Here is a 23,305-nt window from a genome sequence, read left to right on the forward strand (position 1 = left end):
GCCGCGTCGCGCAACGTGTCCGTACGAGCATCCTTGCTCCCCGCATGCGGCGGCATTAAAATCCCGTCGTTTTCATTTTCCGGAGTTCCTCCTGTGGACTTACCCAGTCGTCGATCCCTGATCGGCTGCCCGCAGGCAAGGTAACCGCGAGTCTTCTCGCCGCCTTGCCCGCAGGGCAGGGCGGCAGCCCGGACGGCCTTTTCCTGCCTCCGGTCTTCCATCCCTGAATCCGCATCGCCCCCCGCAGGGGCGTCCTGCCGCCGTCGGCTCGTCCGCGGCGGCGGACGTTCTGCGGGGAAATCGCCCTGGATGCCCGCATCCGGGCGACCGGCGCGCGCGTCCGTCCCGCCCATTTCTCCCATATCCCGAACCTCGAAACCCAACGCCATGAACTCAGACCCACAACCTCGCAAGCCACCTTCCTGACCTTCCCGGGATGGTGGCGACCAGGAGAACAAGCATGCACATCACCATCCTGAAAAACTTCTTCGCGAACTTTCTGCAGGTTCGCCGCATGACCCGGCATTTCAGCCGGCGCGTCATGCTCGATTCCGTCGTCCGCACGGGCGTCGGCCGCGAAGCGCCTGGCGCGCTGTCCCGAAACCTGGCCGCCGCGGCCCTGGACGACCGGGACGCCCTGCTCGCCAGGCTCGGCAGCCACATCGACGGCCTGACTGAACGGCAGGCCGAGGCGATCCGCGCGCGGGTCGGCCTCAACGAAGTAGGCCGCGAAAAACCGATGTCCTGGTGGCGACATCTGTGGCATTGCTACTGCAATCCCTTCAATCTGTTGCTGACCCTGCTGACCGCGATCTCCTGGTGGACCGATGACCTGGAGGCCGTGACCGTGATCGGGACGATGGTGGCGCTTTCCACCGTGCTGCGCTTCTGGCAGGAAGCCCGGTCCAGCCGTGCGGCCGATGCGCTGAAGGCGCTGGTGGGCAACACCGCGACCGTCGTGCGGCGCGCGTCCGCGGCCGACGCCGCTCCTCAGGCCGAAGCGTATTTCGGCGTGTCGCTGGCGGTGGCGCCGCCGCGCGGCGTCGAGGTGCCGGTCCGGATGCTGGTGCCGGGCGATGTGGTGCGGCTGGCGGCGGGAGACATGGTCCCGGCCGATTGCCGGGTGCTGTCGGCCAAGGATCTGTTCGTGGCGCAGGCCGCGATGACGGGCGAATCCCTGCCGGTGGAGAAATTCGCCGTCCATTCGGACGCGACCGTCCGCAATCCGCTTGAACTGGACGATATTCTGTTCATGGGCACGAACGTGGTGTCCGGCTCGGCGGCAGCCGTGGTGCTGGGCACCGGAGACCGGACGTACTTCGGCGCCCTGGCCGGCCGCGTCCAGGCCGTGGACCGGGGGCCGACCGCGTTCCAGGCGGGCGTGAACCGGGTGAGCTGGCTACTGATCCGCTTCATGCTGGTGATGGCGCCGCTGGTGCTGCTCATCAACGGCTACACCAAGGGCGACTGGGGCGAGGCGCTGCTGTTCGCGCTGTCTGTCGCGGTGGGTCTGACGCCCGAGATGCTGCCCATGATCGCCACCTCCACCCTGGCGAAGGGGGCGGTCGCGCTCTCGCGCCGCAAGGTCGTGGTCAAACGCCTGGATGCGATCCAGAACCTCGGCGCCATGGATGTGCTGTGCACCGACAAGACCGGCACGCTCACGGAAGACCGGATCGTTCTGGAACGGCATGCGGACGCCTGGGGCGAGACTTCGGACCGGGTGCTGGAACTGGCCTGGCTGAACAGCCGCCACCAGACCGGGCTGAGGAACTTGCTGGACGAAGCCGTCCTGGCGCGGGCGGGATCGGGCGGGGCGCCCGGACTGGCCGCGGCCTATGCCAAGGTCGATGAGATTCCGTTCGACTTCGAGCGCCGCCGCATGTCGGTGGTGGTGGCCGACGCCGACGGCCGGCATCTGCTGATCACCAAGGGGGCGGTGGAGGAGGTCCTGCAGGCCTGCGACCGGGTGCTGCATGATGGCGCAGAAGCGCCGCTGACGCCCGGGCGGCTGGCGCGCGTCCGCGCGGTGGCCTCGGCATTGAACGACGAGGGCCTGCGGGTGGTCGCCGTGGCGTACCGGGAGCCCGAACCCGCGCGCGGCGCCTACGGCGTGGCCGACGAGCGGGGGCTGGTGCTGGCGGGCACCATCGCCTTCCTGGATCCGCCGAAGGCGTCCACGCCGGAAGCCCTGGCGGCCCTGGCCGCGCATGGCGTGGCGGTCAAGGTACTGACCGGCGACAACGAGCGGGTCGCGGCCAAGGTCTGCCGCGATGTGGGTCTGGCGCCGCGCGGCGTCTTGCTGGGCGGGGATGTGGAAAACATGGACGACGCCGCGCTGGCCGAGGCCGTGGCATCGCACGACGTATTCGCCCGGCTGACGCCCGCGCACAAGGAGCGCATCGTGCGGCTGCTGAAGGCCGGCGGCCACGTCGTCGGTTTCTTGGGCGACGGCATCAACGACGCGCCCGCGCTGCGCGCGGCCGACGTCGGAATTTCGGTGGACGCGGCCGTGGACATCGCCCGCGAGGCCGCCGACGTGATTCTGCTGGAGAAGAGCCTGATGGTCCTGGAGGCGGGCGTGATCGAGGGCCGGCGCACCTTCGCCAACATGCTGAAATACATCAAGATGACGGCCAGTTCGAACTTCGGCAACGTCTTTTCGGTGCTGGTCGCCAGCGCGTTCATTCCCTTCCTGCCGATGCTGCCGATCCACCTGCTGGTGCAGAATCTGCTGTACGACGTTTCGCAGGCCGCGATCCCGTTCGACCGCGTGGACGAGGAACAGGTGCGGCGCCCGCAGCGCTGGCAACCCGGAGAGATCGGCCGCTTCATGCTGTTCTTCGGCCCGGTCAGCTCGGTGTTCGACATTCTGACCTTCGCCATGATGTGGTTCGTGTTCGGGGCGGACACGCCGGCGCGGCAGACCTTGTTCCAGTCGGGCTGGTTCGTGGTGGGCCTGCTGACTCAGACGCTGGTCGTGCACATGATCCGCACGGCCAAAGTCCCTTTCGTGCAGAGCCGGGCGGCCTGGCCGCTGCTGGCGATGACGGGGGTCATCATGGCGGCGGGCCTGTTCCTGCCGATGGGGCCGTTGGCGCCGGGCCTGCGGCTGCAGGCGCTGCCGCCGCTGTATTTCGCGCTGCTGCCCTTGATCCTGTTGGGCTACATGGGCCTGACGCAGTGGATGAAGGGATTCTATGTCCGCCGCTGGGGCTGGCAATGAGCGGGCATCCGCGGGTCCGGGCGATCCGCGGCATCTCTCCGCGTCGCCGCTTGCAAGCGGCTCCGATTCGGCAGGCATAGGTCAGTCCGCAGGGACTGACCTATGTCCGGCCTCATCCAAACCGGATGCCCTGCGCCAGCGGCAGTTCGCGGGAATAGTTGATGGTGTTGGTGGCGCGGCGCATATAGGCCTTCCAGGCGTCGGATCCGGATTCGCGGCCGCCGCCGGTTTCCTTCTCGCCGCCGAAGGCGCCGCCGATCTCCGCCCCCGAGGTGCCGATGTTCACGTTGGCGATGCCGCAGTCCGAACCGGCGGCGCTCAGGAAAGTCTCGGATTCGCGCAGGTCGGTGGTGAAGATCGCCGAGGACAGGCCCTGCGGCACGCCGTTGTGCAGCGCCAGGGCTTCGTCGAAGTCGCGGTAGCGCAGGACATACAGGATCGGGGCGAACGTTTCATGGCGCACGACGTCCGTCTGGCCGGGCATTTCGGCCAGGGCGGGGCGGACATACCAGGCATCCGGGTAGCGGTCGGCCAGCAGGCGCTCGCCGCCTGTGATCGTCCCGCCCTGGCCCCGGGCCTGGGCCAGCGCCGCCTGCATGGCGTCGTAGGCGGCCCGGTCGATGAGCGGGCCGACCAGCGTGCCGGAGTCCAGCGGGTCGCCCACCCGGGCGCTGGCGTAGGCGGTCTTCAGGCGTGCCAGCAGCGCGTCGGCGACCGATTCGTGGACGATCAGGCGGCGCGTGGTGGTGCAGCGCTGGCCTGCCGTGCCGATGGCGCCGAACAGGATGGCGCGCGCGGCCATGTCCAGATCGGCCGAAGGGGCCACGATGAGGGCGTTGTTGCCGCCCAGTTCCAGCAGGCAGCGGCCGAAGCGCCGCGCCACGCGCGGTCCGACCTCGCGGCCCATGCGCGTGGAACCGGTGGCCGAGACCAGCGCCACCCGGGGATCGTCGACCAGGATCTCGCCCAGGTCGCGGCCGCCCACCAGCACGTGCAGCAGGCCTTCGGGCGCATCGCCGAAGCGGGTCAGCGCGCGGCGAAACAGCGCCTGGCAGGCCAGCGCCGTCAGCGGTGTCTTTTCGGATGGCTTCCAGACGACCGGGGCGCCGCAGACCAGGGCCAGGGCGGCGTTCCAGGACCAGACCGCCACCGGGAAGTTGAAGGCCGAGATCACCCCGACCACGCCCAGCGGATGCCAGGTCTCCATCATGCGGTGGCCCGGCCGTTCGGAGGCGATGGTCAGGCCGTGCAGTTGCCGCGACAGGCCGACGGCGAAGTCGCAGATATCGATCATTTCCTGGACCTCGCCTTCGCCCTCGGCGGCGATCTTGCCGGCTTCGAGGGACACCAGGCGGCCCAGCGCCTGTTTGTGGGCGCGCAGTTCTTCGCCCAGCAGCCGCACCAGCTCGCCGCGCCGGGGCGCGGGCACCTGGCGCCAGGCCTGGAAGGCTTCGTGGGCGGCGCCGATCAGGGCGCGCGCATCGTCCGGCGCATGGGTGGGCAGACGCGCGATGCAGGCGCCGTCGATGGGGGAGTGGACGGGCAGATCTCCATCGGTGTGAAGGCCGGCGTTCAAGCCGAGCGCGTGCAGCACATCCTGAGGGTTCATGGTGGGGCTCCGGACTGTCTCGGGGGAAAACGGCGGTCTCAGGATAGCACGCACCACTCGATCGGGAAAAAATTTTCCTTAAAGGAAAATACCTAGGGAAAACGGCAAAATTTGATCCCACAATAGACCTGCGGCGGGCGCTTCGCGCTGCGCCGCATGATTCCGATGCCGCCTTTGCCAGGAGCCGAGCTGGATGGAGCAGACGCATTTCGATGTTCTCATCGCCGGCGGGGCCGCCGTCGGCAGCGCCGTCGCTTATTTCCTGACCGCAGACCCCGGCTTCAAGGGATCCGTGGCGGTCCTCGAACCCGACCCGACCTACCAATATTGCGCGACCGCCCTGTCGGCGGCATCCATCCGCCATCAGTTCTCCACCGCCGAGAATATCCGGATGTCCCTGTTCGGCACGGAATTCCTGCGCGCCTTCCCCGACCGGCTGGCCGTGGATGGCGTGCGCCCCGATCCCGCGTTTCATGAGGGCGGCTACCTGTTCCTGGCGACGGCCCGGGGCCTGCCGGTGCTGCGTGAAAACCAGGCGCTGCAGACTCGCCTGGGCGCCGACATCCAATTGCTGGATCCGGCGGCGCTGTCCGCCCGCTTTCCCTGGCTGCGGGTCGCCGATCTGGCGGGCGGCGCCCTCGGGCTCAGCGGCGAGGGCTGGCTGGACGCCTACGGCATGCTCCAGGGGTTGAGGCGCAAGGCCATCGCCCAGGGGGCTCATTACCTGCCCCGGCGCGTCGTCGCCGTCGAGCGGGCCGGGCATGCGGTGGCGTCGGTCGGGCTGGACGACGGCGCGCGGCTGTCGTGCGGCGCCCTGGTCAATGCGGCCGGCATCGGCGCGCCGGCCCTGGCGCGGCAGGCGGGTATCGAACTGCCGGTGCAGGCGCGCAAGCGCAGCGTCTTTTACGTGCAGTGCCCCGAGCGCCTGCCGGGCTGCCCCATGGTGATCGATCCGAGCGGCGCTTATTTCCGGCCGGAGGGCCAGGGCTTCATCACCGGAATCGCCCCGCCGCCCGGCCAGGATCCGGAATGCGACGACTTTGAGGTGCAGCATGCCTTGTTCGACGAGGTGCTCTGGCCTTTGCTGGCCCAACGGGTGCCTGCCTTCGAGGCGCTGCGCTGCAGCCGCAGTTGGGCCGGGCATTACGACATGAACCTGATCGACCACAATGTCATCCTGGGACTGCATCCCGACCTGGACAACCTGTATTTCGCCAACGGCTTCAGCGGCCATGGCATGCAGCAGGCGCCTGCGGTCGGCCGCGCCCTGGCCGAATTGATCGTGCATGGCCGGTTCCAGACGCTGGATCTGAGCCGGCTGGGCTGGGGCCGGATTCTGGAAGGCCGTCCCCTCATTGAAAAGAACGTGGTGTAGAGTGGCACCGGACCCCACGGATCACATCATCGAGAGGATGGCGCATTGAACGTCGCGGCAGTCAAGAAACAGCAATCCGCCCTCGCCGGGCGGCTCAGGGCGCTGCGGCTGGAGCGCGGCTGGACGCAGGGGCAGGCGGGCAAGGCCAGCGGGATTTCCACGTCTACGCTGTCCAAGATCGAGAACGGCCTGGTTTCGCCCACCTACGATGTGCTGTTGCGCCTGGCGCATGGCCTGGGGGTGGATGTGGCCGAGCTGTTTGCGCCGCCGCAGGCCCAGATGGGCGCGGGGCGGCGCAGCATCGAGCGGGCCGGGCAGGGCAGCGTCCACGACGCCCCGCTGTATCGCCACCGCCTGTTGTGCGCCCAACTGGCGCACAAGCGCATGATGCCGTTCGATTCCCGCATCAAGGCCTGGACGCTGGCGCCCGACGAGGGCTGGAGCCGCCACGAGGGGGAAGAGTTTGTCTACGTCCTGGAAGGCGAGATCGAACTGCACACCGAGTTTTACCGGCCCGAGGTCTTGAAGACCGGGGATTGTTTCTATATCGATAGCCGGATGGGGCATCGGATCGTCAACAAAAGTGCGATCGAAGCCCGGGTGCTTTGGGTGAGCACCACGCCGGGTGAACTGGAGTCGGCCGGCCCCCGGGAGTGAGGGGGATCGGCCAAGGGAGGAAGCATGAACGAAACGCCGGTCTGCGATGCGGCCGGGACGGCGGCGCGGTTGCCGTTTTCCGCCTTGATGCGCGAGATCGCCCGGGCCGCCGGCGACCTGGCGGCGGGCCGCCTGTGCGCGCCGGCGCGGCAGGCCGTGCCGTTCCCCGGCGGCGCGGTCATGTTGTCCATGCCGGCCACGGCGGCGGACGTGGGCATCCATAAGCTGGTCAATGTGGCGCCCGATAACCGCGCGCTCGGCCTGCCGACGATCAACGGGGTCGTCTCGGTGTATGACGGCGTCACGGGCCGGCTGCGCCTGTTGCTCGACGGGCCGACCGTGACCACGCGGCGCACGGCGGCGGTCTCCATGCTGGCCGTGCAGCGGCTGCTGCCCGGCGGGCCGCGCCATGCCGCCGTGTTCGGCACCGGCACGCAGGCGGCGGGCCACGTCCTGGCGCTGCTGACCCTTCATCCGGACGTGCGCGTGGATGTGATCGGCCATGCGCCGGGCCGTGCCGAGGCTTTCGCGGAAACGTTCGACGACGGCCGCGTCCGGCCCGCCGGCCAGGTCGACCCGGCAGCCGACCTGGTCCTCACCGCGACGACCAGCGCCGTGCCGGTCTATGAGCAGCCCGCGCGTGAGGGCCGGCTGGTGATCGGCGTGGGCGCCTATCGCCACGATCTGGCCGAAATCGGCGCCCGGACCCTGGCCGGCAGCCATCTGTTCGTGGACGACCCCGAGGGCGCCCGCCACGAGGCGGGCGACTACCTGCAGGCGGACGTGGATTGGTCGCGGGTGCGGTCCCTGTCCAGCCTGCTGGACGAGGGGCCGCCCGCCGGCCCGGCCGTTTTCAAATCCGTCGGTTGCGCGGCCTGGGATCTGGCCGCCGCCCGTTGCGCTTTGCATGCCGATGATGCATCGGAAAGGAATCCCGCATGAATCCGCTTCACAATCCCGGCCACGCTCCCCATGAGGGCGACGGGTCCGGCCGGCCCGGCGTGGCGCCGGGCATTCCCGCCCGTCCTGCTTCCCGCATGGCCGGGCATGTGCTGGTCGATCAGTTGCGCCTGCACGGCACCGACCATGTGTTCTGCGTGCCGGGGGAAAGCTATCTGCCCGTGCTCGACGGGCTGGTCGATGCCGATATCCAGGTCACGGTCTGCCGCCAGGAAGGCGGCGCCGCAATCATGGCCGAAGCCTACGGCAAGCTGACCGGCCGGCCCGGCATCTGCCTGGTGACGCGCGCGCCGGGCGCCGCCAATGCGTTTGCGGGGGTGCACGTCGCCTCGCAGGATTCGACGCCTCTCATCCTGCTGGTGGGCCAGATCGACCGCGCCATGCGCGACCGCGAGGCGTTCCAGGAAATGGACTACCGCGCCGTGTTCGGGTCGCAGGTGAAGTGGGCGGCCGAGATCGATCAGGCCGAACGCATCCCCGAATACCTGTCGCGCGCTTTCCATACGGCGCTGTCGGGACGGCCGGGCCCCGTGGTGCTGGCCTTGCCGGAAGACATGCTGAGCGAGACCGTGACGGTGGCCGACGCACGCCCCTGCCACGTGCCTGAAACCCTGCCGCCGGCGGCGCAAGTGCGGGCGCTGGCCGACCGCCTGGAGGATGCGCAGCGCCCCGTGGCGATTCTTGGCGGCAGCCGCTGGGACGCCCGTTCCGTGCAGGCCTTCGGCGTCTTCGCCGAACGCCACGCCCTGCCGGTGGCGGTGCAGTTCCGCCGCCAGATGCTGTGTCCCGTGGATCATCCCTGCTTCATCGGCGACCTCGGCTTGGGCGCCGATCCCCGGCTGCTGGCCGCGATCCGCGAGTCCGACCTGGTCCTGGCCGTGGGCGGGCGCCTGTCCGAAGTCCCCAGCCAGAGCTATACGTTGTTCGACGTGCCCAATCCGGCCCAGCCGCTGATCCACGTGCATCCCGACGTCGGTGAACTGAACCGCGTCTACCAGGCGGACATCGCCATGGCCTGCGCGCCCGGAACCTGGGTGCGCGCCGTCGAGCCCCTGGCGCCCACGGCGACCGAGGCGCGCCGCCAGCGCTGCGGGCAGTTGCACGCGCAGCGCCTGGCCTGGAGCGACCCGTCCGGCATCGAACACCCCGGCGCCTTGCAGATGGGGCGGGTCATGATGCATCTGAACGAGGTGCTGCCCGAAGACGCCATCCTGACCAACGGGGCCGGCAACTACGCCACCTGGCTGCACCGCTTCTACCGGTTCCGCGCCTACGGCACCCAACTGGCGCCGACGTCCGGCTCGATGGGCTACGGCCTGCCGGCGGCGGTGGCCGCCCAGCGCCTGTATCCGGAGCGCCGGGTGGTGTGCCTGGCGGGCGACGGCTGCTTCATGATGCATGGCCAGGAATTCGCCACGGCGGTGCAATACGGCCTGCCGATCCTGGTGATCCTGATCGACAATGGCATGTTCGGCACCATCCGCATGCACCAGGAGCGGCGCTACCCCGGCAGGGTGTCGGCGACGACGCTGCGCAACCCCGATTTCGCGGCCTATGCGCGCGCCTTCGGCGGCTACGGCGAGCGGGTGGAAACGACCGAGGCGTTCGCGCCGGCTCTGCAGCGCGCCCTGGACAGCGGCCTGCCGTCCATCCTGCACTGCCTGCTGGACCCCGAGGCCATCACGCCGGCGACGACCCTGAGCCGCCTGCGCCAGGGCGGCTGAGCGCGCCGGCTCCGGCGGCGGTTGCGGCGGGCGGCGCCGGCGCGCGGGCCGGGCGCACCAGGGCGCGGGCCGCCTGCAGAACGGCCGAGGTCAGCCGTTCCATGGTGTGCGATCCGGTGCGCCAGTGCTGCCAGTACAGCGGCACGTCATGCCAGGCCCGCGCCCGCAAGGGCACCAGGCGGCCGTCATCCAGCGCTTCGCGGACCATCGGCAGCGGATTCATGGTCCAGCCCAGCCCGGCCAGCGTGGCCGAGACGAAAGCATGGGAGGAAGGCACCCACCAGGTCGGCGGCTGCCAGGGCGTATCGCCCATCACCTGGCGCGCAAACTGAGCCTGCAGGGCATCCTTGCGGTTGAAGACCAGCACCGGCGCGTTCGCCAGGGCTTCGGGAGTCACGCCCCGGGCGAAATGCCGGGCATGAAAAGCGGGCGCGCAGGTGGCCACGTAGCGCATGCGGCCCAGGGCATGCACCCGGCAACCCTGCACCGGATCGCCCAGCGTGGTGACGGCCGCCAGCACGCTGCCGTTGCGCAGCAGGGCGGCCGTGTGGTCCTGGTCCTCGGAGATCAGGTCCAGCGTCGTGCGGGTCTGCTCCGCGTAGCGGGTGGCCGCCTCGATGAACCAGGTTTCCAGACTGTCGTGGTTGACGGCGATGCGCAGGCTGGGCGCGGGGCGGTCTTCGCCCATGCCCAGGTGATCCAGGGCCTCCTGTTCAAGCAGGGCGGCCTGCTCGGCCAGGCGCACCAGGATGCGGCCGTCGTCCGTCGGCTGCGCCGGAAGGGTGCGCAGAACCAGCAGCCGGCCCATGCGGGACTCCAGCGTCTTGATGCGCTGGGATACGGCGGAAGGCGTGACGTGCAGGGCGGCGGCGGCCCGCTCGAAGCTGCCTTCGCGCACCACGGCCGCCAGGGCGCGCAGATTGTCGTGGTCCAGTTGCATGCGTGGTTCTCCCGCAGCCGGCCGGCTGCGATCCGTATATTAAGTTTATCTAAATCGTATTTAAATAAATTAGCTGTATTTTATATCTTGTCTTGCGCACAATGAAGGCCAGATCGATGCGGGGCCGGCCCAGCCGCCCCGTTTTCCGTTTCATGCCGCAGGAGCTTCACGATGTTCGCCGCCACCCTTCCTTCCGTTTCCCCCCTGATGTCCGCCTGGACCAGCGGGACGCTGACGGGCCTGGGCATGTTCGCCGTGGTGGGGGCGCAAAGCGCTTTCATTCTGCGCCAGGGCATCGCCCGGGCGCACCTGGGGATCATCCTGCTGGTCTGCGCCCTCATCGATGCCTGCTTCATCTTTGGCAGCGTGTCGGGGTTGCAGGCGCTGACGGCCCGGTTGCCCGGCTTGGCCGATTACGTGCTGTGGTGCGGGGTCGTGTTCCTCTCGTGGTACGGCGTGCAGTCGGCGCTGCGCGCCTGGCGCCCGGCGTCCGGGCCCCGCGCCGATCAGGCGGCCGTGTCCTCTCGCCGCGCCGCCCTGCTGGGAGCGGCCGGCTTTACGCTGCTCAACCCGCATTTCTGGCTGGACATGATGGTGCTGGGCTCGATCGCCCACGGTTTTGCCGACGACCGCTTCGGCTTTGCCGCCGGCGCCCTGACCGCCAGCGTCTTGTGGCTGGCGGCGCTGGGCCTGGGGTCGCGGCTGTGCGCGCCCCTGTTCCGGAATCCCGTGGCCTGGCGCTGGCTGGACGGCGGCATCGCCGCCGTCATGTTCTTGCTGGCCTGGCGGCTGTTGCCGTAACGGAGCCCGCGCTCCGGCGGGAGGCGGGCCCGGAGGCTCAGGCGCGGCCCGGGGCGGGCAGGCGCGCCACCGCCGCCGTTGCAGGGGATTCCGCCGCGTCCGCTTCGTCCTCGCCGATGTGGAAGATCGCCACGGTGTGGGCCAGGTGGTCCGCCTGCTCGCGCAGCGAATCGGCGGCGGCCGCCGCTTCTTCGACCAGGGCGGCATTCTGCTGCGTCACCTGGTCCATCTGCGTGATCGCCAGGTTCACCTGATCGATGCCGGTCGCCTGCTCGTTGGAGGCCGAAGCGATTTCCCCCATGATGTGCGTCACCCGGTCGACCGCCGTCAGGACTTCCTGCATGGTCGTGCCTGCGTCGTTCGCCTGGCGGGTACCGGATTCGACCTCGTGGGACGAGGTCTCGATCAGCGCCTTGATTTCGCGCGCGGCGTCGGCGGACCGCTGGGCCAGGGCGCGGACTTCCCCGGCCACCACGGCAAAGCCGCGCCCCTCCTCGCCGGCGCGGGCGGCTTCGACGGCGGCGTTCAGGGCCAGGATGTTGGTCTGAAAGGCGATGCTGTCGATCACGCCGATGATGTCGGTGATGCGGGCCGAACTGTCGGAGATGCGTTTCATCGTGTCGACCATGCCGTGGACGGCCTGCTCGCCCTTGTGGGCGGTCTGCGAGGCGCCCGCCGCCAGTTGATCCGCCTGGCGGGCGTTGTCGGCGTTCTGGCGCACGGTGGAGGCCAGCTCTTCCATGCTGGCGGCCGTCTCCTGCAGGGAAGCGGCCTGCTCTTCGGTGCGGCTGGACAGGTCGGTGTTGCCGACGGCGATTTCGCGCGCCCCGGTGTGGATTTCCCCCACGCTGTGGCGCACCTGCCGGATCATGTGCCGCAGGGCCTCCTGGGTGCTGCGCAGGCTGTCCAGCAGCAGATGGACTTCGTTGCGGCTGCCGGCGGGGCTGTCCGGCACCTCGCGGGTCAGGTCGCCGCTGCCCAGCCGCTGCATGCCCACCACCACGTGATGCACGGGGCCCAGAGTGCGGCGCGCCAGCCAGCGGATCAGCAGGGAAATCAGCAGGGTGCCCAGCAGCATGACGCCCAACTGGATCCACATTTCGCGATTGCTCTCGGCCAGGTAGTCGTCCACGCTGCCAAAGCCATACATCAGCCAGCCCCAATTGGGGATCGTCTGCCAGGCGAGGAAGATTTCCTGGCCCTTGATGGTGATGCGCGTCACCCCGTCCGGAGCGGACTGGAACGCGCCGTTGATCAGGGCGAAATCGGCCGGCGGATTGCCGGCGCTCAGCAGGTCGCCGGGCTTGCCGAACGTGCCCGCCACGCGGTACCAGTCCTGGTGGTCGGCCGTGGGCCGCAGGACGAACAACTGGCCGTAGTCGGCCAGCTTGGTTGCGGTCAGGTCCTGCAGCACGGGCTCGATCTGGGCGCTGATGTCCAGGTACTCGACAATGCCGCCGTAGGTCTTGCCGCCGTCCTTGAGCGGATTGACCGTGACCAGATGCCATTTTTCATCGACCAGCACGGGGAAATGCGCGATCTCGCCCGTTTCGAGGGTCTGGGCGATGGGATCGGCGCCCGCCAGCGTCTGGCCCAGGGCATGGCTGGGCCGGTCCTGGTAGGCGCTGGCGATGCGCTGCCAGCCCTGGTCCGTGCGGGCGTAGATTTCGGCGGTCATGCCGGTGACGCTGCGCATCAGTTCCTGGTCGCCGTTGATGGGCATGCCCGAGGACTTGAAGACCGGCATGCCGTTTTCCACCACGCCTGACGGCTTGGGTTCGCCGCTCATGTAGCGGATCAGCACCGGATACAGGGAGATGTTGCGCTTGGCCGCGATATCGTAGATCAGTTGCAGGGTGCGGTCGTAGCCCCGCAAGCCGTCGCGGTTGGCCGCGCTGACGTTCTCGATGGCCGTCTGGCGGCTCTGCCAGGTGATGATGGAGGCCAGGACCGCCATCACCAGGATGGTGATGAGGGAGGCCGCGATGAACAACTGGGTGCCGAGCGTAAAGCGCGCCAACCGGCCCGCCCCCGGGCCCGTGCGTCGTTTGGACATGGTTTGTCTCCTGCGGAACGAAGTGTTCTTCTTATCGAGAATAACCTTAGCGGAATGCCTTCGATCGCGGGATATCTGGAAACAAATGAGGGCTATTCGTACGAGGCCATGATGAGCGGCGCTGCCCGGCCGGCCGATGCGCAGGGCTGCCCTATCCTTCGGCGCCGGCCTTGAAAACCCCGCCGGCCGGCCCCATCTGATCCTGCAATCCGCCCCGCGATCCGCTCCGCCGGCATTGCGCGAGGCGTTTCGCAATCCCGCAAGAACCTTCGCATCCATCCGAATCATGAGCCAAACCGACACCAAGACGGCTGAAACCCTGGGCTTCCAGGCCGAAGTCAAACAGTTGCTGCACCTGATGATCCATTCCTTGTACAGCAACAAGGAAATTTTCCTGCGCGAACTCGTGTCCAACGCCTCCGATGCCTGCGACAAGCTGCGTTTCGAGGCCATCGACCATCCGGATCTGCTCGAAGGCGAGGCCGACCTGCGCATCCGCGTCGAATTCGACAAGGACGCCCGCACCGTCACCATCACGGACAACGGCATCGGCCTGTCGCGCGACGAGGCCATCGCCAACCTGGGCACCATCGCCCGTTCCGGCACGCGCGAGTTCTTCTCCCAGCTCACCGGCGACAAGCAAAAAGACGCCCAACTGATCGGCCAGTTCGGCGTGGGCTTTTATTCGTCCTTCATCGTGGCCGAGAAGGTCGCCGTGCGCAGCCGCCGCGCCGGCCTGCCCGCCACCGAGGGCGTGCTCTGGGAATCCGACGGCCAGGGTGAATTCTCCGTGGCCGCGATCGACCGCGAGGAGCGCGGCACCTCCGTCACCCTGACCCTGCGCGCCGACGAGGACGAGTTCCTGTCGGGGTGGAAGCTGCGCGAAGTCTTGCGCCGCTATTCCGATCATATCTCCCTGCCCATCCAGATGAAGAAGGAAGAGTGGGACGCGGAAAAATCCGAACAGGTCGTCAAGGACGAATGGGAAACCGTCAACCAGGCCAACGCCCTGTGGACGCGGTCCAAGTCCGACATCACCGACGAGCAGTACCAGGAGTTCTACAAGCACATCGCCCACGACTACGAGGATCCGCTGGCCTGGACGCACAACCGCGTCGAGGGCCGCAGCGAATACACCCAGTTGCTGTACGTGCCCAAGCGCGCGCCCTTCGACCTGTGGGACCGCGACGCGCGCCGGGGCGTCAAGCTCTACGTCAAGCGCGTCTTCATCATGGACGACGCCGACCAGTTGCTGCCGGCCTACCTGCGCTTCGTGCGCGGCGTGGTCGACTCCGCCGACCTGCCGCTGAACGTCTCGCGCGAGATCCTGCAGGAAAGCCGCGACGTGCGCGCCATCCGCGACGGCTCGGCCAAGCGCATCCTGGGCCTGCTCGAAGACCTGGCCAAAGACAAGCCCGAAGCCTACGCGGAATTCTGGGCCCAGTTCGGCCAGGTGCTGAAGGAAGGCGTGGGCGAAGACCCCGCCAACAAGGATCGCATCGCGGGCCTGCTGCGCTTTGCCTCGACCCAGTCCGACAGCCCGGCGCAGACCGTCTCCCTGGCCGACTACCTCGGCCGCATGAAGGAAGGCCAGGACAAGATCTACTACCTGAGCGCCGATTCCTACGCCGCCGCCGCGCACAGCCCCCACCTGGAAGTCTTCCGCCGCAAGGGCCTGGAAGTCCTGCTGCTGTCCGACCGTGTGGACGAGTGGATGCTGTCCTACCTGCGCGAGTTCGAGGGCAAGCCGCTTGCTTCGGTCGCCAAGGGCGGCCTCGACCTGGACGCCCTGGCCGACGAGGAAGAAAAGAAGCAGCAGGCCGAGGCCGCCGAGGCCTTCAAGCCCACGCTCGAGCGCCTGAAGACCGCTCTGGGCGAGCGCGTCAAGGAAGTCCGCGCCACCGCCCGCCTGGTGGATTCGCCCGCCTGCGTGGTCGTGGACGAGCACGAGCTCAGCCCGCACCTGCTGCGCATGCTCAAGGCCGCCGGCCAGGAAGCGCCCGAGGTCAAGCCCATCCTGGAAGTGAACCCGGGGCATGCCCTGGTCAAGCGCCTGGAAGCGCAGTCCGACGAGTCGTTCGGCGACTGGGCCGAACTGCTGCTGGACCAGGCCATGCTGGCCGAGGGCGCGTCCCTGAAGGACCCGGCCGCCTTCGTCAAGCGCATGAACGCGCTGCTGCTGGGCGGCTGAGCGCGTTTGTCATCCGGCGGGGTTCTGGCCATAATCGGCCTGAACCCCGCCTGCGCCGGGCGGGTGGAATTGGAGATTGACCGATGAAATCCCGCGCTGCCGTGGCCTTCGAGGCCGGCCAACCCCTGCAGATCGTCGAGATCGACGTCGAGCCGCCCCGCAAGGGCGAAGTCCTGATCCGGATCACGCACACCGGCGTCTGCCATACCGACGCCTTCACCCTCAGCGGCGACGACCCCGAGGGCGTGTTCCCGGCGGTGCTCGGCCATGAAGGCGCGGGCATCGTCGTCGAAGTCGGCGAGGGCGTCACCAGCGTCGCGCCGGGCGACCACGTCATCCCCCTGTACACCGCCGAATGCGGCGAATGCCTATTCTGCACGTCGGGCAAGACCAACCTGTGCGTGGCCGTGCGCGCCACCCAGGGCAAAGGCGTGATGCCCGACGGCACCACGCGGTTTTCCTACCAGGGCAAGCCCATCTACCACTACATGGGCTGCTCGACCTTCAGCGAATACACCGTCGTCGCCGAGGTCTCGCTGGCGAAGATCGACCCGCAGGCCAACCCCGAGCAGGTCTGCCTGCTGGGCTGCGGCGTGACCACCGGCATTGGCGCCGTGCGCAACACCGCCAAGGTCCAGCCCGGCGATACGGTGGCCGTCTTCGGCCTGGGCGGCATCGGCCTGGCCGTGGTCCAGGGCGCGCGCCAGGCGGGCGCGGGGCGCATCATCGCCGTGGACACCAACCCCGACAAATTCGCGCTGGCGAAAGTCTTCGGCGCCACTGACTGCGTCAACCCCAAGGACCACGCTGAGCCCATCCAGCAGGTCATCGTCGGCATGACCGGCTGGGGCGTGGACCACAGCTTCGAGTGCATCGGCAACGTCAACGTCATGCGCGCCGCGCTGGAATGCGCCCACCGGGGCTGGGGCCAGTCCATCATCATCGGCGTCGCAGGCGCCGGCCAGGAGATCTCCACCCGGCCATTCCAATTGGTCACGGGCCGGTCCTGGCGCGGCACGGCCTTTGGCGGCGTCAAGGGCCGCTCGCAACTGCCCGGCATGGTCCAGGAGGCCATGCGCGGCGACATCGACCTGGCGCCCTTCGTCACCCACACCATGGGCCTGGACGACATCAACCGCGCCTTCAGCCTCATGCATGAAGGCCAATCCATCCGTTCGGTGGTGCACTATGGAACGTCTTGAGCAACATGCCTGCTTCGGCGGCCGCCAGGAAGTCTGGCGGCATGCCTCGGCCGCGCTGGGCTGCGAGATGCGCGTCGGGGTCTTCCTGCCTTCGGCCGCCTTGCGCGGCGAAGCGTGCCCGGTCTTGTACTGGCTGTCCGGCCTGACCTGCACCGAGCAGAACTTCATCACCAAGGCCGGCGCCCAGGCCTATGCCGAGCGCAACGGCCTGATCCTGGTGGCCCCCGACACCAGCCCGCGCGGCGAAGGCGTGGCCGACGATCCCGCCTACGACCTGGGGCAGGGCGCGGGCTTCTACCTGAACGCCACCCAGGCGCCCTGGGCGGCCCATTACCGCATGCAGGATTACGTGGCCGAAGAACTGCCCGCCTTGATCGAGGCGCATTTCCCCGCCACGGACGAACGCGCCATTGCGGGCCATTCCATGGGCGGGCACGGCGCGCTGGTCACCGCGCTGCGCAACCCCGGGCGCTACCGCAGCGTATCCGCGTTCTCGCCCATCGTCGCGCCGTCTCAAGTGCCCTGGGGGCGGAAAGCCCTGACGGCCTACCTGGGCGACGACCGCGGCGCCTGGGCGCACTGGGACGCGGTGGCGCTGATCCATGCGGCTTCGCCGTCGGACCACCTGCCCATGCTGGTCGACCAGGGCCTGGCCGATGAATTCCTGGAAGAGCAGTTGCGCACCGAACTGCTGGAGGCGGCGTGCCTGGAGACGGGCTATCTGTCCACCGTGCGCCGGCACGCCGGGTATGATCACAGTTATTACTTCATCGCCAGCTTCATCGGGGAGCACATCGCGTTCCATGCGGCGGAATTGAGGGGATAGGGGGCGGCCCTCCGAACCCCTCCATCAGTGGGGCACGGCCATGGCCAACCGCTATCAAGCCACCGGCTCGCAGGCTGAAAGCCAGCCCGGATCGAACGATCTGGTGCTGCGGAATCGGCCGGGCATCACGGATCCGGCGGTGATGGACGAACTCGAGACGAGACTGCTGCTGCTGCTCTACGAGCGGATGATGCGGGAGCAGTTTCCCAATCGGCGGCTGGACGTGGCCGACCTGATGGGATGGCATCACCAGTGGCTGGGCAATCTGTACGACTGGGCCGGGCATCCCCGGTCAGTGAACATGAGCAAGGACGGTTTTCATTTCGCCGCCGCCAGGCAGATTCCCCGATTGCTGGAGACGTTCGAGCGGCAATACCTGCACCGCCATACCCCTTGCCATGACATTGATGAAGACGCCCTGATCGAAGCCATCGCCGTCTGCCATGTCGAACTGATCCTGATCCATCCGTTTCGTGAAGGCAACGGACGCCTGTCGCGCCTTCTGGCGGACGTCATGGCCGTGCAGGCCGGACATGGCACGCTGGATTACAGCCGATGGGATGCGGACAAAGCCGCGTATTTCACCGCGATCCAGTGCGGCGTGGGCATGAACTATGCGCCCATGCGCGCATTGGTCAGCGTTGCGCTGGCTGGGCGGGGCGGCTGAGCGCCGCCAGGGAAACCTGGGGAAGATGACTATCCCCGCTGCGTAGCTTGGCTTCGATATCAGCGATGCGTTGCCCTGTTTCGATGGCCGTGGAACTGGCCACGGCACGCAAGATGGCTTCCTGGCTCGGAGGTTGATGCATGCGCTGATTGGACATGAAAATGACTGATTTAAAAGGAATGTTCTATTTTACCGCCTGGGCCCGGGCGAAGCCATCCTGCTGTGGCGCCCATCCCACGCCGCCCGCGTCATGACGGACGGGGGCCAAGCAGCCGGGCCATGTCCGCGTAGCTGACCGCGTCCTCTCCGAACGTGAACGTGCCGCGCTCGGCCATTTCGCGGCCGGCGCGCAGGAACGCCCCGAACGCCGCGCGGCTGAGCGCGCTGCCCACGCTGATGCGCTTGACGCCCATCTCCGACAACTCGTCCACGGAAAGCCGCAGGCCGGGCGCCCCCATCAGCACGTTCACCGGCCTGTCCACCGAGCTCACCACGGCCTGGATTTCTTCCCGCGTGCGCAGCCCCGGCGCGTAGAGCACGTCGGCCCCCGCCTCTTGATACGCCTGCAGGCGGCGGATCGTGTCGTTCAAGTCGGACCGCCCATGCAGATGGTTTTCCGCGCGCGCCGTCAACGTGAAGGGGGCCGGCAGCGCCCGCACCGCCTCGACCGCCGCCGTCACGCGGTCCACCGCCTCGGCCGGATCGAAGATCGGATCGTCCGCCCGGCCCGTGGCGTCTTCGATGGAGGCGCCCACCGCCCCCGCCTGCGCCGTCAGCCTGTAGGTTTCCGCGATGCCGTCCAGCGTGTCGGCATAGCCGCTTTCCATATCCGCGCTGACGGGCAGGTCAGTAGCCGCCGCCAGCTCTTTGATGTGCGCCAGCATCTGATCCCGGCCGACCTGGTAGTCGGACAGGCCCCGGGTGTAAGCGTAGCCCGCACTGGTGGTCGCCAGGGCCTGGAAGCCCATGCCCGCCAGCAGTTTCGCCGTGCCGATATCCCAGGGGTTGGGGATGATGAAGGCGCGGGGGGCGTGGTGGAGGGCGCGGAAGGTTTCTGATTTTTGGGTGGGCATGGTGTCGGTTGACGGATAGGGGTTGTGGGAGATTTATGATTATTGTCTGATGAGAGTGGGATGTCAGCAGCTATCAGCCATCTTCGGTCAGATCCTCAGGTATCAAATGAGGAAGTTCGTCGCCGAATGGAGCTTGGTAAACTAGAATGCAAGTGAATTTAGAAAGCGATTGATTTAAAAAGATTTTTAATGAATTCTCATTGCTGTGATCAGATGTGGAGGAGGAAAAATATGCTTTCCAAGCTGGAGGTATTGAAGCGTATAAAAATCGGTGAGCGAGTAGCAGAAGAGGAAGCTGATGAGTTAGTCCGGTATTTTCTTGAGACGGAGCAATGGCGTCAAATGCGCTCTGGGGAAATCGACGTGGTGTACGGTCCGAAAGGATCCGGGAAAAGCGCCTTATACACCCTCCTTTCGAAAAAAGAGAACGAACTATTTGATGATGGAATATTGATTGCGCCGGCCGAAAATGTGCGCGGTGCAACGGTATTTCGCTCCATTGTTTCTGATCCCCCACCTTCAGAGCTATCTTTTATATATCTTTGGAAGATCTATTGTTTGATTCTGGCTGCCAGAACGTTGCGGGAATACGATATTGCTGACGGTGATGCTAGGCCACTAATCAACGCCTTAGAAAAAGCTTCCCTGTTGCCGGCCACTGACTCTCTTTCTGTTATATTCCGGGCTGTGACCACCTATATAAAAGGTTGGTTGAACAGAGATACGAAAGCCGTGGAGTATGCCCTCACAATTGATCCTACAACGGGTGCTCCAACGGTTGCTAGGAAGACCGAGTTCGCCGATGCCTCTGAAACTCAAAATTTAGAAGATATTCCTGTCGAAGAATTGCTTGAGGTGGCGAACAAAGCCCTCAGGAAGGTCGGATTAAAACTCTGGCTTTTATTTGATCGGCTAGATGTTGCTTTTGCGGAGTCTCCCGAGCTTGAACGGAATGCTCTACGAGCACTATTCAGAGCATATAACGACCTCAAAGCTTATCCTGTGATTGCCATGAAGATTTTTGTGCGGGATGATATATGGCGACGTATATCTGCTGGGGGGTTTACTGAGGCAAGCCATATTACGAAATCAGTGCATATAGTTTGGGGAGAAGATGGGTTATTGAATCTTGTAATATTGCGCCTGTTGAATAATCCGGTCCTTGTTGAATACACTGGGATCGATCCTGAGAAAGTAAAATCAGATTACGAGAAACAAAGAAACCTGTTCTACCAGCTCGCTCCTGATCAAGTTGATACCGGCAAAAACCCCCAAACTTTTAATTGGATTGTGTCCCGGACTACGGATGCATCTGGCAATAGTGTTCCCCGTGAGGTGATTCATCTTTTAGAAGTGGCGAAGGATCTGCAAATTTCAAAATTGGAGCGCGGCGGTAATGATCCAGAGGGACCTCAGTTATTTGATCGAGCTGTGTTCAAAGAAGCGCTTCCGACGGTATCCAAAGTTCGTTACGAACAGACGTTGTTGGCTGAATATCCAGACGTGCGAGAGTATCTTCAAAAATTAACAGGGGAGAAAGCCGAGCAATCGATTGGCACTCTTGGGCACTTGTGGAAAACAGACGATGAGCAGACATCTCAGATAGCAAAACGACTATCTGATATTGGTTTTTTTGAGGTGCGTGGTACCAAAGATGACCCATCCTTCTGGGTGCCATTTATCTACAGGAGCGCGTTGAATCTTGTTCAAGGAAAGGCGGAGGATTAATTTGTGCGAGACTTTTGGTCAGTGGAAAATAGCTATTTGACGAGTCGCCTTCGATCAATCGCATTGGGGCCTGTCATCAATTTCGTGTTTGGGGCATAAATTGACGCCAAGGATTTTCTATGCCAAGCAAACCAAAAGCTCAAACGGTATAAGCTCCAAGTGCTGAATTCCAAGTTGGACGCAAAATCCGCCACTTTGTGGCCGCTGTCAGTCGTCTGGCGCGTGGCCTTGGCCTCAAATTTCTCGGGAAATCGCTTCTGCATGGGCGTTTCGCTCATTATGACTTTTTGACTAATCATTATGAGGCATGTGGGTATTTAGGGGGGGCAGGCCGATTCAATGTAAAATATACGGACTTCGGCCTCTCTATCACACCACAATTCAATCTTTTAGGACGTTCAACATGGATCTTGTTACTCAAAATCTTGTGGCTGCGTTCAAGGCTGAGGAATCTCTTCCCGTAAAGATGGACGATGCCACAGTTTTAGAGCATTTCGTGAACTACTGCGCTATCTCGAACGAGTACGGTGAGGAGTTCGATGTTGAGGACTTGCATACCGGCGGCCCAGATGACCTAGGTATCGATGGTATAGCAGTCATGGTGAACGGGACCATGGTTCTAGACGAGCAGGAAGTAAAGGATCTTGCTTTAGCAAACAAATATATCGAAGCTAAACTGGTTTTCTGTCAGTCGAAATCCGGGGGGTTTTCTGGTGACGAAATTTCTAATACTTTTTTTGGCTTAAAAGACCTTTTTTCGACAGAGTCCTCGATGCCCCGAAATGCGAGGATCGCGGAGAAGGAGCGCTTGATAAAATTCATATACGAGCAAAGTGCCTGGTTCAAGCGCGGCAATCCTACTGTTAAAATATATTATGCTACTACTGGCAAGTGGCAAGATGATCCCAAGTTGGTTAAAAGAGTGAGTGTCGAGCGCGATAGTTTGATTGATCTCGATATCTTCGAGTCTGTGGATTTTATCCCTGTAGATGCGAAAACTCTCCAGCGTCTTTACTCGAACGCTAAGAATCGTTTCTCCAAATCTATTGAGTTTGCAAGTAAAATCACGTTGCCTGAATTGCCCGGGGTTCAGGAATCGTACCTTGGTTATTTACCGTCTGAAGAGTTTATGAAGCTCATCTCAGATGAATCTGGAAATATGCTCAAAGGGTTGTTTTACGACAACGTGCGCGACTTTCAGGGTGATAATGACGTAAATTTGGAGATCCAAAATACGCTTGAGGACGATTCAAGGCATCTTTTTGTGCTAATGAACAACGGCGTCACTGTTGTTGCAGATTCGATCCAGAAGACTGGCGATCGATTTACGCTTGAAGGCTACCAAGTTGTTAATGGGTGTCAAACAAGTAATGTGCTTTTCCGCAATCAGGATAAGCTAAAAAAGGTACAAATTCCATTTAAACTTATCGTCTCCCAGGATGGAGCGGTTAAAAACAAAATTATCAAGGCCACAAACCGGCAGACTACAGTCAAGCCAGAGGAACTTACCTCTTTGACCGACTTCCAGAAATCGCTAGAGGATTACTATGAGGCTGGCGAAGGGGATTCTAAGCTCTACTATGAACGGCGCTCCCAGCAGTTCCGTGCGACAACAGGTATCGAGAAAATCCGGATAGTTACAATTCCGAACCAGATCCGTGCATTCGCCTCGATGTTTTTGGGGCTTTCTCATCAGGCCAGCCGGTACTATGGGTCGTTGTTGAATTCCATCGAGTCGAAAATTTTCGTCGCAGATCACCCTCCAGTTGCTTACTACGCGAGCGCGTTGGCTCTCTATCGGCTTGAGTCTCTATTTCGTCGTAAGGCCCTGGATACGAAGTATCGCCCTTTTAAGTACCACTTACTTCCAATTGCTCGGATCGTTGCAGCGGGGAAAACGGCTGAGCGCATGAATTCCAACAAATTTGAGAAGTATTGCGAAAAGGTAGTTTCTGCTTTTAAGGATGAAAAATCTGCGGCCAAGGCCTTTAGTGGGGCTGCCGATGTTGTCGATTCTGTTCTCGACGGAAATTATGGACGGGACAAGGCAAAAGACGCTGCTCTGTTCTCTACTGCCGTAGCAGGCTTTACCAAAGCTTAAAGCGCATTAATGTAAATAGAATATGCTGCCGGCAGCAGGGTTTTTCAAATTAATGGTGGCTGGCGTGGGCCTGTCATTAATTTCGTGTTTGAGGCATAACATGACGCCAAGGAGTGAATCGCCCCGGAATCTAGATACCCATATGCCTCATAATGAGGCGTTGAGGAAT

General features: G+C 64.5%; 17 protein-coding genes. 12 read left to right on the top strand and 5 right to left on the bottom strand.

Going from position 1 to position 23,305, the window contains the following annotated elements; all coding sequences use genetic code 11:
- The first annotated feature begins 460 nt into the window (after positions 1–460).
- Positions 461–3,226, top strand: a complete 2,766-nt coding sequence (mgtA, locus tag ABRZ00_RS07990; protein ID WP_368647665.1) for a magnesium-translocating P-type ATPase — start codon at positions 461–463, stop codon at positions 3,224–3,226.
- 112 nt (positions 3,227–3,338) lie between these two features.
- Here mgtA and ABRZ00_RS07995 read toward each other — a convergent pair whose 3' ends face one another.
- Positions 3,339–4,835, bottom strand: a complete 1,497-nt coding sequence (locus ABRZ00_RS07995; RefSeq protein WP_368642396.1) for an aldehyde dehydrogenase family protein — start codon at positions 4,833–4,835, stop codon at positions 3,339–3,341.
- A gap of 193 nt (positions 4,836–5,028) precedes the next feature.
- Between ABRZ00_RS07995 and ABRZ00_RS08000 the strand changes: the two genes are divergently transcribed.
- The 4 genes from ABRZ00_RS08000 to ABRZ00_RS08015 all read left to right on the top strand — a co-directional run bounded on the left by ABRZ00_RS08000 (position 5,029) and on the right by ABRZ00_RS08015 (position 9,551).
- A complete protein-coding gene (locus ABRZ00_RS08000) occupies positions 5,029–6,210 on the top strand; it encodes an NAD(P)/FAD-dependent oxidoreductase (protein ID WP_368642395.1) in 1,182 nt (393 codons plus the stop codon).
- Between the two features lie 45 nt (positions 6,211–6,255).
- Complete coding sequence (locus ABRZ00_RS08005; protein ID WP_368642394.1) at positions 6,256–6,867, top strand: helix-turn-helix domain-containing protein; 612 nt, start codon at positions 6,256–6,258, stop codon at positions 6,865–6,867.
- 24 nt (positions 6,868–6,891) lie between these two features.
- Positions 6,892–7,809, top strand: a complete 918-nt coding sequence (locus tag ABRZ00_RS08010; RefSeq protein ID WP_368642393.1) for a delta(1)-pyrroline-2-carboxylate reductase family protein — start codon at positions 6,892–6,894, stop codon at positions 7,807–7,809.
- Positions 7,810–7,904: 95 nt separating this feature from the next.
- Complete coding sequence (locus ABRZ00_RS08015) at positions 7,905–9,551, top strand: thiamine pyrophosphate-binding protein (protein WP_343836921.1); 1,647 nt, start codon at positions 7,905–7,907, stop codon at positions 9,549–9,551.
- On the opposite strand, the gene ABRZ00_RS08020 is transcribed toward ABRZ00_RS08015, so the two are convergent.
- Positions 9,508–10,491 (bottom strand): LysR family transcriptional regulator ArgP, encoded by a 984-nt coding sequence (locus tag ABRZ00_RS08020; protein WP_368639595.1) that lies wholly within the window; start codon positions 10,489–10,491, stop codon positions 9,508–9,510. The genes ABRZ00_RS08015 and ABRZ00_RS08020 overlap by 44 nt on opposite strands.
- A gap of 171 nt (positions 10,492–10,662) precedes the next feature.
- Between ABRZ00_RS08020 and ABRZ00_RS08025 the strand changes: the two genes are divergently transcribed.
- A complete protein-coding gene (locus tag ABRZ00_RS08025) occupies positions 10,663–11,292 on the top strand; it encodes a LysE family transporter (RefSeq protein WP_343836702.1) in 630 nt (209 codons plus the stop codon).
- A gap of 37 nt (positions 11,293–11,329) precedes the next feature.
- Here the strand turns inward: ABRZ00_RS08025 and ABRZ00_RS08030 are convergent, their stop codons facing one another.
- Positions 11,330–13,348 carry a methyl-accepting chemotaxis protein gene (locus ABRZ00_RS08030; RefSeq protein WP_368644190.1) on the bottom strand — a complete coding sequence of 673 codons (2,019 nt, stop codon included), beginning with the start codon at positions 13,346–13,348 and terminating at the stop codon, positions 11,330–11,332.
- 286 nt (positions 13,349–13,634) lie between these two features.
- Between ABRZ00_RS08030 and htpG the strand changes: the two genes are divergently transcribed.
- The 4 genes from htpG to ABRZ00_RS08050 all read left to right on the top strand — a co-directional run bounded on the left by htpG (position 13,635) and on the right by ABRZ00_RS08050 (position 18,234).
- Positions 13,635–15,539 carry a molecular chaperone HtpG gene (gene htpG / locus ABRZ00_RS08035; protein WP_368642391.1) on the top strand — a complete coding sequence of 635 codons (1,905 nt, stop codon included), beginning with the start codon at positions 13,635–13,637 and terminating at the stop codon, positions 15,537–15,539.
- 83 nt (positions 15,540–15,622) lie between these two features.
- The gene (locus tag ABRZ00_RS08040; protein ID WP_343836696.1) at positions 15,623–16,741 is read left to right on the top strand and encodes an S-(hydroxymethyl)glutathione dehydrogenase/class III alcohol dehydrogenase; all 1,119 of its coding nucleotides are present in this window, start codon (positions 15,623–15,625) and stop codon (positions 16,739–16,741) included.
- Complete coding sequence (gene fghA, locus ABRZ00_RS08045) at positions 16,728–17,567, top strand: S-formylglutathione hydrolase (protein ID WP_368644191.1); 840 nt, start codon at positions 16,728–16,730, stop codon at positions 17,565–17,567. The genes ABRZ00_RS08040 and fghA overlap by 14 nt, the downstream gene beginning before the upstream one ends.
- Before the next feature lie 40 nt (positions 17,568–17,607).
- A complete protein-coding gene (locus tag ABRZ00_RS08050) occupies positions 17,608–18,234 on the top strand; it encodes a Fic/DOC family protein (RefSeq protein ID WP_368644192.1) in 627 nt (208 codons plus the stop codon).
- On the opposite strand, the gene ABRZ00_RS08055 is transcribed toward ABRZ00_RS08050, so the two are convergent.
- Positions 18,203–18,376: a hypothetical protein gene (locus tag ABRZ00_RS08055; RefSeq protein ID WP_343836692.1), complete on the bottom strand. Its 174-nt coding sequence runs from the start codon at positions 18,374–18,376 to the stop codon at positions 18,203–18,205. The genes ABRZ00_RS08050 and ABRZ00_RS08055 overlap by 32 nt on opposite strands.
- Before the next feature lie 106 nt (positions 18,377–18,482).
- The gene (locus ABRZ00_RS08060; RefSeq protein WP_368644193.1) at positions 18,483–19,307 is read right to left on the bottom strand and encodes an oxaloacetate decarboxylase; all 825 of its coding nucleotides are present in this window, start codon (positions 19,305–19,307) and stop codon (positions 18,483–18,485) included.
- A 231-nt stretch (positions 19,308–19,538) separates the two neighbouring features.
- On the opposite strand from ABRZ00_RS08060, the gene ABRZ00_RS08065 reads away from it, so the two are divergent.
- Complete coding sequence (locus ABRZ00_RS08065) at positions 19,539–21,035, top strand: P-loop ATPase, Sll1717 family (protein ID WP_368644194.1); 1,497 nt, start codon at positions 19,539–19,541, stop codon at positions 21,033–21,035.
- Positions 21,036–21,438: 403 nt separating this feature from the next.
- Complete coding sequence (locus tag ABRZ00_RS08070; RefSeq protein WP_368644195.1) at positions 21,439–23,136, top strand: AIPR family protein; 1,698 nt, start codon at positions 21,439–21,441, stop codon at positions 23,134–23,136.
- Positions 23,137–23,305: the final 169 nt, after the last annotated feature.

Source organism: Castellaniella ginsengisoli, from assembly GCF_040955415.1.
In the GTDB taxonomy this organism is placed as follows: domain Bacteria; phylum Pseudomonadota; class Gammaproteobacteria; order Burkholderiales; family Burkholderiaceae_B; genus Castellaniella; species Castellaniella ginsengisoli.